The sequence below is a fragment of the Holdemania sp. genome (assembly GCF_986127675.1).
In genome coordinates, this window is sequence record NZ_CFQZWI010000123.1 from 1 (window position 1) to 7,258 (window position 7,258).

General features: G+C 56.3%; 6 protein-coding genes and 1 pseudogene. All 7 read left to right on the forward strand.

Translation table 11 applies throughout. The features are described 5' to 3' along the window. Window positions 1-504: pseudogene (locus AC5OW4_RS13510) on the forward strand (ferrous iron transport protein B); the annotation flags it as partial. A 119-nt stretch (window positions 505-623) separates the two neighbouring features. Then, window positions 624-1,706 (forward strand): glycine cleavage system aminomethyltransferase GcvT, encoded by a 1,083-nt coding sequence (gcvT, locus tag AC5OW4_RS13515; protein WP_195396623.1) that lies wholly within the window; start codon window positions 624-626, stop codon window positions 1,704-1,706. Window positions 1,707-1,872: 166 nt separating this feature from the next. Then, window positions 1,873-2,256 carry a glycine cleavage system protein GcvH gene (gene gcvH, locus AC5OW4_RS13520; protein ID WP_195396625.1) on the forward strand — a complete coding sequence of 128 codons (384 nt, stop codon included), beginning with the start codon at window positions 1,873-1,875 and terminating at the stop codon, window positions 2,254-2,256. 3 nt (window positions 2,257-2,259) lie between these two features. Beyond that, window positions 2,260-3,582 carry an aminomethyl-transferring glycine dehydrogenase subunit GcvPA gene (gene gcvPA / locus AC5OW4_RS13525; RefSeq protein WP_493677085.1) on the forward strand — a complete coding sequence of 441 codons (1,323 nt, stop codon included), beginning with the start codon at window positions 2,260-2,262 and terminating at the stop codon, window positions 3,580-3,582. After that, on the forward strand, window positions 3,579-5,009 hold the full coding sequence (gene gcvPB, locus AC5OW4_RS13530; protein WP_195396629.1) for an aminomethyl-transferring glycine dehydrogenase subunit GcvPB: 1,431 nt from the start codon (window positions 3,579-3,581) through the stop codon (window positions 5,007-5,009). The genes gcvPA and gcvPB overlap by 4 nt, the downstream gene beginning before the upstream one ends. A gap of 4 nt (window positions 5,010-5,013) precedes the next feature. Continuing rightward, a complete protein-coding gene (gene lplA, locus AC5OW4_RS13535) occupies window positions 5,014-6,009 on the forward strand; it encodes a lipoate--protein ligase (RefSeq protein WP_195396631.1) in 996 nt (331 codons plus the stop codon). After that, on the forward strand, window positions 6,000-7,258 hold a 1,259-nt coding region (locus tag AC5OW4_RS13540), incomplete at its 3' end, for a dihydrolipoyl dehydrogenase family protein (RefSeq protein WP_493677086.1). The genes lplA and AC5OW4_RS13540, both read left to right, overlap by 10 nt.

Below are 7,258 nucleotides of genomic sequence, written 5' to 3' on the forward strand. Positions count from 1 at the left end.
GCCACGTCCTATGCCGCGCAGTTTGGCAAGGCGGCGTCCGTGATTTACGAACCGCTGGGTTTCGGCACGCAATGGCCGTTGGTTGCCAGCCTGCCCGGATCCATCGCGGCCAAGGAAACAGTCGTCGGTTTTCTGGCTTCGGTGTTAAGCGAAACGACGGAAACGCCGCCGGACTTTGCTGAGGAATCCCGGAACCTGATTTCAGGTCTGGGCGAAACGGTGAAAAACAGTGTCGTGCACCTGGCGGATTTCAGTCAGGAAGGGCAGGATGCCGGTTTGATCAGCGAACTGGGCGCGCTCTTTCCAGATCCGTTAGGCAAGCTGCGGGCCTATTGCTTCCTTGTCTACTGTCTGTTTTCGATTCCCTGCATCATGACGCTCAACGCCCTGCGGCAGGAATATGGAACGAAGTTGATGCTGAAATCCATCGCGATCATGCTGGCGCTGCCGTATGCGGTCAGTCTGCTTTTGTTCCAATTAGGACGCTTGCTGTTCTGGCTGTAATCGGTTGGATAGGAAAAAGAACAGAGTTGTCTTGTGAAGTGCAGAACTTTATGGAAAAGCGCTTTCATTTTCGCTATAATAAAGCTACAAGAGGAACCTGAAAAGGAAAGGAAACGAAGATGACAGAAAAAACATCGTTATACGACTTTCATCAAAGCCACCAGGGCAAGCTCGTTGAATTTGCCGACACCTGGTTGCCCGTCCAGTATCCAACCGGTATTCTGAAAGAACATCAGGCGGTCCGTGAACAAGCGGGACTGTTCGATGTGTCGCACATGGGCGAATTTCTCGTCGAAGGCCCGGAAGCGGCCGCTTTTCTCGATCATTTGCTGACCAACAAGATCGCCAATCTGAAACATGGACAGATGCGCTACAGCTGCCTGTGTTATGAAGACGGCGGCACGGTCGACGATCTGATTGTCTACCGGTTTGACGACGAGCATTTTTTATGTGTTGTCAATGCTTCCAACAAGCAGAAAGATTGGGAGTGGTTTAATCAGAACTGCCGTCTCGACGTCCGGCTGCGCAATGTTTCATCGCTCATTTCGCAAGTTGCGCTGCAGGGCCCCAAAGCAATTGAGATCCTGGGCAAGATTGCCGATCTGACTTCACTGCCGGCAAAATCGTATTGGTTTACCGATCAGATCGCGGTCGCTGGCAAGGCCTGTCTGGTTTCGCGCAACGGCTATACCGGCGAGGACGGCGTCGAAATTTACATGCGCAATGAAGACGCGATGGCGATCGTCGAGGCGATCATGACTGCCGGAACGCCGCTGGGATTGATCCCGTGCGGACTGGGCGCGCGCGACACGCTGCGCTTAGAAGCGGCGATGCCACTGTATGGGCATGAGCTGGACGCTGAGACCTCACCGTTAGAGGCGGGTCTGAACTTCGCGGTGAAACTGGATAAAGCTGATTTTATCGGCAAGCAGGGAATTCAGGAAAAAGGTCTGACGAAGGTCCGGATCGGTCTGGAACTGCTCGACCGCGGCATTGCCCGCGAGCATTACGAGGTTCGCCAGGATGGAGCAGTCATCGGTCACATCACCAGCGGGACGATGGCGCCGACGCTGGGCAAAGCGATCGCGATGGCCTATGTCGACGTCGATCACGCTCAGGATGGCGCTGAGGTCGAGGTTGTTCATGGAAACCGAAGCATGAAGGCGCTGATCACGCCGATGCCGTTTTACAAACGGAAATAACGCGGATCAAAGGACGGAAAAGGGCGAAGGAAAACGTTCGTGAAGCGCAGAAACATGGCCTCAGCTTCCGCTTGAACGAGGAAACCTGCAGTCCTTGCCGGAATGGAAAAAGCCGGCGGGACTGGGACAATAAAAATAAAATAAGAGATGAAGGAGGACACACAAAATGTCAGTCGTAAAAGAAGGTCTGCTTTACAGCAAGTCGCATGAATGGGTTGAAACGCTGCCGGACGGCACAGTAAAAATCGGAATTTCCGATTACGCGCAGGACAGTCTGGGCGATATCGTGTTTGTCGACATGCATCCTGCCGGCGAGGAAGTCGAAGCGGAAGGCGCGTTAGCCGACGTCGAGTCCGTCAAAGCCGTCAGTGAAATTTATTCGCCGGTCGCCGGAACGATTAAAGAAACGAATGAGGAATTGATCGACGCTCCGGAAAAGCTGAACGAGGACTGTTACGGCAACTGGATCTGCGTGATGGAGAACGTCAGCGGATTAGACGATCTGTTAAGTCCGGAAGCCTACAGCGAATATCTGACGACGCTGGAGTAGCCCATGAGCGATTACATTGCATCCAGCCCGGAAGAATTGCAGGCGATGCTCGATTCGCTGGGGCTGAAAGATTTAGACGCTTTAACCGGGCATCTGCCCGAAGCGGTGCTTTTAAAAGAAGACGGCTGGGATCTGCCGGAGGGCATGAGTGAATTCGAAGCGTTGGCGAAGCTGAAGAAAATGGCCTCACACAACCGGATTTATGAAGATCTCTACCGCGGGGCGGGCGCTTACCGCCATTACATCCCGAGTCTCGTCAACGCGCTGTCCAGCCGCGGCGAGTTTCTGACGGCGTATACGCCGTATCAGGCGGAAATGAGTCAGGGACTGCTGCAGTCCATTTTTGAATATCAGACAATGATCTGCGAGCTGACGGGCATGGACGTCAGCAACGCCAGTGTGTATGACGGCGCGACGGCCGCGGCTGAAGCCTTGCTGATGTGCCGGGATCCGAAGCATCGCCGCGTGCTGGTGCCAGCGTCGGTGCATCCGCAGATCCTGCAGGTAATCCGGACGTACGGCGAGGCCTACGGTATGACAATCACTGTCTTAGAGTGTCCGCACGGCGTGCTGGAAGAAAGTGTGCTGCGGGAAGCGCTGAGCGAGGATACGGCCTGTCTGCTTTTGCAGCAGCCGAACTATTTCGGTTTAATTGAAGACGCAGAAACGCTGTTTGCAGCGGCGGCGGAGAAAAAGGTAAAAGGGATTCTGCACATCAATCCGATCGCGGCGGCACTGCTGCCGTCAGCGAAGGAAGCCGGCGCTGTGATCGCGGTCGGCGAAGGCCAGCCGTTAGGCATGCCGCTGAACTTCGGCGGGCCGTATCTGGGCTTTATGGCCAGCGTATCGGCGATGATGCGCAAGCTGCCCGGCCGGATTGTCGGCCAGAGTACCGATCACGAAGGCCGGCGGGCTTACGTCCTGACCCTGCAGGCCCGTGAACAGCACATCCGCCGGGAAAAGGCCAGCAGCTCGATCTGTTCCAATCAGGCGTTATGCGCGCTGAGAGCGGCGATCTACTGCAGCGCGATGGGCACGGAAGGCATCGAACAGGTCGCCTCGCACTGTGTCAGCAACGCCCATTATTTAGCGCAGGAGCTATGTGAAAAAACAAAGCTCAAACTGAAATATGCCGGCGAATTCTTCCATGAATTCGTAACGGTCAGCGACGTGCCGAGCGGCGTGCTGCTCAAACATCTGGAAGATCACGGCATCCTGGGCGGACTGCCGCTGAGCGATCACGAAATTCTGTGGTGCGCGACAGAAGTGAACAATAAGGAAAATATGGATCATCTGGTCGAACTGATCGGGGAGGTGGCCGCATGAGCCAGCTGATTTTTGAACGCGGAACCCAGGGACATCGGGGCGTGGCGCTGCCAAAGCTTCAGGTTCCTGCGTATACTTTAAAAACAAAACTGCGCGCTGAGAAACCGCAGCTGCCTTCGGTCAGCGAACTGGAGGTCGTGCGCCATTACACCGAATGCTCCCAGCGTGTCAAGGGCGTCGATCACGTCTTTTATCCATTAGGCTCCTGCACGATGAAATACAATCCGAAAGTCAACGAAGACGCGGCCAACCTGGAGGGCTTTACGGCGATCCATCCGCTGGCGCCGGAAGAGGACGTGCAGGGCTGTCTGGAAGTTGTCGCAACGCTGGAAAAATATCTGACGCAGATCACCGGCATGGATGCGTTCTGCTTCCAGCCGGCCGCAGGCGCGCATGGCGAATTCAGCGGCCTGATGACGATCCGCAACTATTTGAAACGCCATCATGAAGATCAGCGCACCGTCGTGTTCGTGCCGGATTCCGCTCATGGAACCAATCCGGCCAGCGCGGTGATGGCGGGCTTTACGGTCAAGCAGATTCCAAGCAACGCGGAAGGCAACGTCGATGTGGAAGCGTTGCGGGCGATGGCGGATGAAACGACCGCGGCGCTGATGCTGACGAATCCCAACACATTGGGCCTGTTTGAAAAAGATATTTTGGAAATCACAAAAATCATTCACGACGCCGGCGGTCTGGTTTATTACGACGGCGCGAATCTGAACGCGATCATGGGCATTGCGCGTCCGGGCGATATGGGCTTTGACGTTGTCCATCTGAATCTGCATAAGACGTTCTCCACGCCGCATGGCGGGGGCGGGCCGGGCAGCGGGCCGATTGGCGTCAAGCGCCATTTGATTCCCTATCTGCCGTCGCCGCGGATCGAAAACGGCCGGATTCATGAGGACTGTCCGGAAAGTTTAGGCCGGATGAAGATGTTCTACGGCAATTTCGGCGTCATGGTCCGGGCTTTAACCTATGTCATGATCTTAGGCAAGGAAGGTCTGCGCCGGACAAGCCAGGTCGCGGTGCTCAACGCTCGCTATCTGGAACATGAACTGAGCCGGAACTACGATATGGCGATTGACCAGCCGTGCATGCATGAATTCGTCATGACGCTGAAACGTCAGCATAACGACCTGGGCGTCAGTGCGATGGATATCGCCAAGGGGATGATCGACCGCGGCATCCATCCGCCGACGATGTATTTCCCGCTGATCGTGGAAGAAGCGCTGATGGTGGAACCGACGGAAACCGAACCGAAGGCGGTGCTCGATGAAGCAGTGCGCGTGCTGAGTGAGCTGCTTGACTTGGCGGCCAGTGATCCGCAGGCACTGCAGGCATGTCCAACGACGACGCCAGTCGGCCGGATCGACGAGGTTCAGGCGGCCCGGCATCCGATTCTGCGCTGGCAAAAGGGAAACAAATAGCACAATGCTGTATTTTACAGAGGGTCAGACTTTTGACCCTTACTTTAATTTAGCGATGGAGAAGTGGCTGTGCGATCATCTCGACGGCCGGCGGATTCTCTATCTGTGGCAAAACGAGCATACCGTTGTCATTGGCAAAAACCAGAATCCGCTGAAGGAATGTCGGCTGGCGGCGCTGAAGCAGGACGGCGGCTTGTTAGCCCGGCGCTGTTCCGGCGGCGGGGCGGTCTATCACGATTTGGGCAACCTGAACTTTACGATGTTGGTTCCCAACGATCAGTTTGATCTGCATCGACAATGCTCCGTGCTTTTGCAGGCTGTGCGTCAGTTCGGGGTGGACGCGCAGTTTTCAGGCCGCAACGATCTGACGGCGCAGGGCCGGAAATTTTCCGGCAACGCCTTTTATCACGGGCCCCACGGCAGCTTTCATCACGGCACGCTGCTCGTCGATACGGACAGCGAGAAAGTGGCCAGATACCTGAAGGTATCCGCCGCGAAGCTGAAAGGCAACGGCGTCGATTCCGTCCGTCAGCGCGTCATCAATTTAAAGGAATGCGCGCCAATGATGACGATCAGCCGGCTGAAAACCGCACTGCGGGAAGCGATGGAACAGGTTTATGGAGAACTGGGAACGATGTGGGAATGGACACCGGCGCAGATTGCGGAAATCAAAGCGCTGGCCCAGTTTTACCGCAGCGACGCCTGGCTGTTCCCAGAGAAATTCCAGGCTGATTTATGTTTGGAGAAACGTTTCGCCTGGGGTGAGATCCAGGCGCAGCTGCAGCTGCAGTCCCAGCGTATCTGCGCCTGCCGGCTGTATACCGACGCGATGGATGCGGCGGCGATCACGGAGCTGGAAGCCTTGCTTCATGATTGTCCGCTGACGTCCCAGGCGCTGCAGGAACGCGCTTTATCCGCAAGTCCGCACCATCCGCTGATCCCGGAATGCATTGCGTGGATCAGCCAAGAAATAGAAGGGCAGGAAGCAAAATGGGATTAAAAACCGAGCTTGTGATTCTCGGCGCCGGCCCGGCCGGCTATGAAGCGGCAATTCACGCCGCCCAATGCGGCATGCAGGTCGTGCTGATCGAAAAAGACCAGGTCGGCGGCACATGTCTTAACCGCGGGTGTATTCCGACTAAAAGCCTGTTATACCAGGCGCATCAGCTGCGGATTGCGGCGCAGTACGCCAAGATCGAGATCGACGGCGAAGCACTGCGGCTGCAGAAGGAAGACACCGTGGGGAAGCTGCAGAAGGGAATTGCCCAGCTGATCAAAGGCAATTCAATCCAGTTTCTTCATGGCGAAGCGAAAATAACCGGCCCGCAGACGGTCAGTGTGAATGATGAGATCATTGAAGCTGAACATATTTTGATCGCGACCGGCTCCCGGACTTCAGTTCCGCCGATTCCGGGAATTGAACTGGCGATGACCTCGGATCAGGTGCTGCAGTGGGATCGTCCGCTGCCGCAGCAGGCTGTGATTATCGGGGCCGGCGTGATCGGCCTGGAATTTGCGGATTTATTATTGGATCTGGGGGTTGGGGTAACGCTGTTGGAAGCCGCCCCGCGGCCGTTGATTCAGGCGGATCGGGAAATTGCGCAGAATCTTCAAATGATCCTCAAGCGCCGGGGCGCGCAGCTGCATTGCGGCATTACGATTACCCAGATTCATGAAAATGCCGTAGACTATGTAGAAAAGGAAAAACCGATGCGCGCGGAAGGGGAATGGATCATCGCCGCAACCGGACGCAAACCGGTGTTATGCGATTGCGCGCCGGCACTGGCGCAGGAGCGCGGCCGTTTGATCACGGATGCCTGCGGCCGGACGTCGGTTCCTACGATTTATGCTGCTGGGGATGTGACCAGCCGGATTCAGCTTGCGCATCTGGCCAGCGCGCAGGCGATCAATGCGGTGGATACAATGCTGGGCCGGACGCCGCAGTTTGATTTAAACTGCGTGCCGTCATGTCTGTACACCCATCCGGAAGCGGCGTGGGTCGGCTTGTCGGAGGAGGAAGCGCAGGCGCAGGGGTTATCGGTCATCGTGGGCAAGACCAGCACCTTAAGCAATTCCAAATCCATGATCGAACAGGCGCCGCGCGGTTTTGTCAAGCTGATCGCCGATGCGGCCACCCGTCAGTTAGTGGGCGGGGTGATTGCCGGAGCGCATGCCAGCGACTGGATCGGCACAGTGGCTCAGGCCGTCAGTCAGCATTTGACGATCGACGACTGCCAGCGCGTGATCAT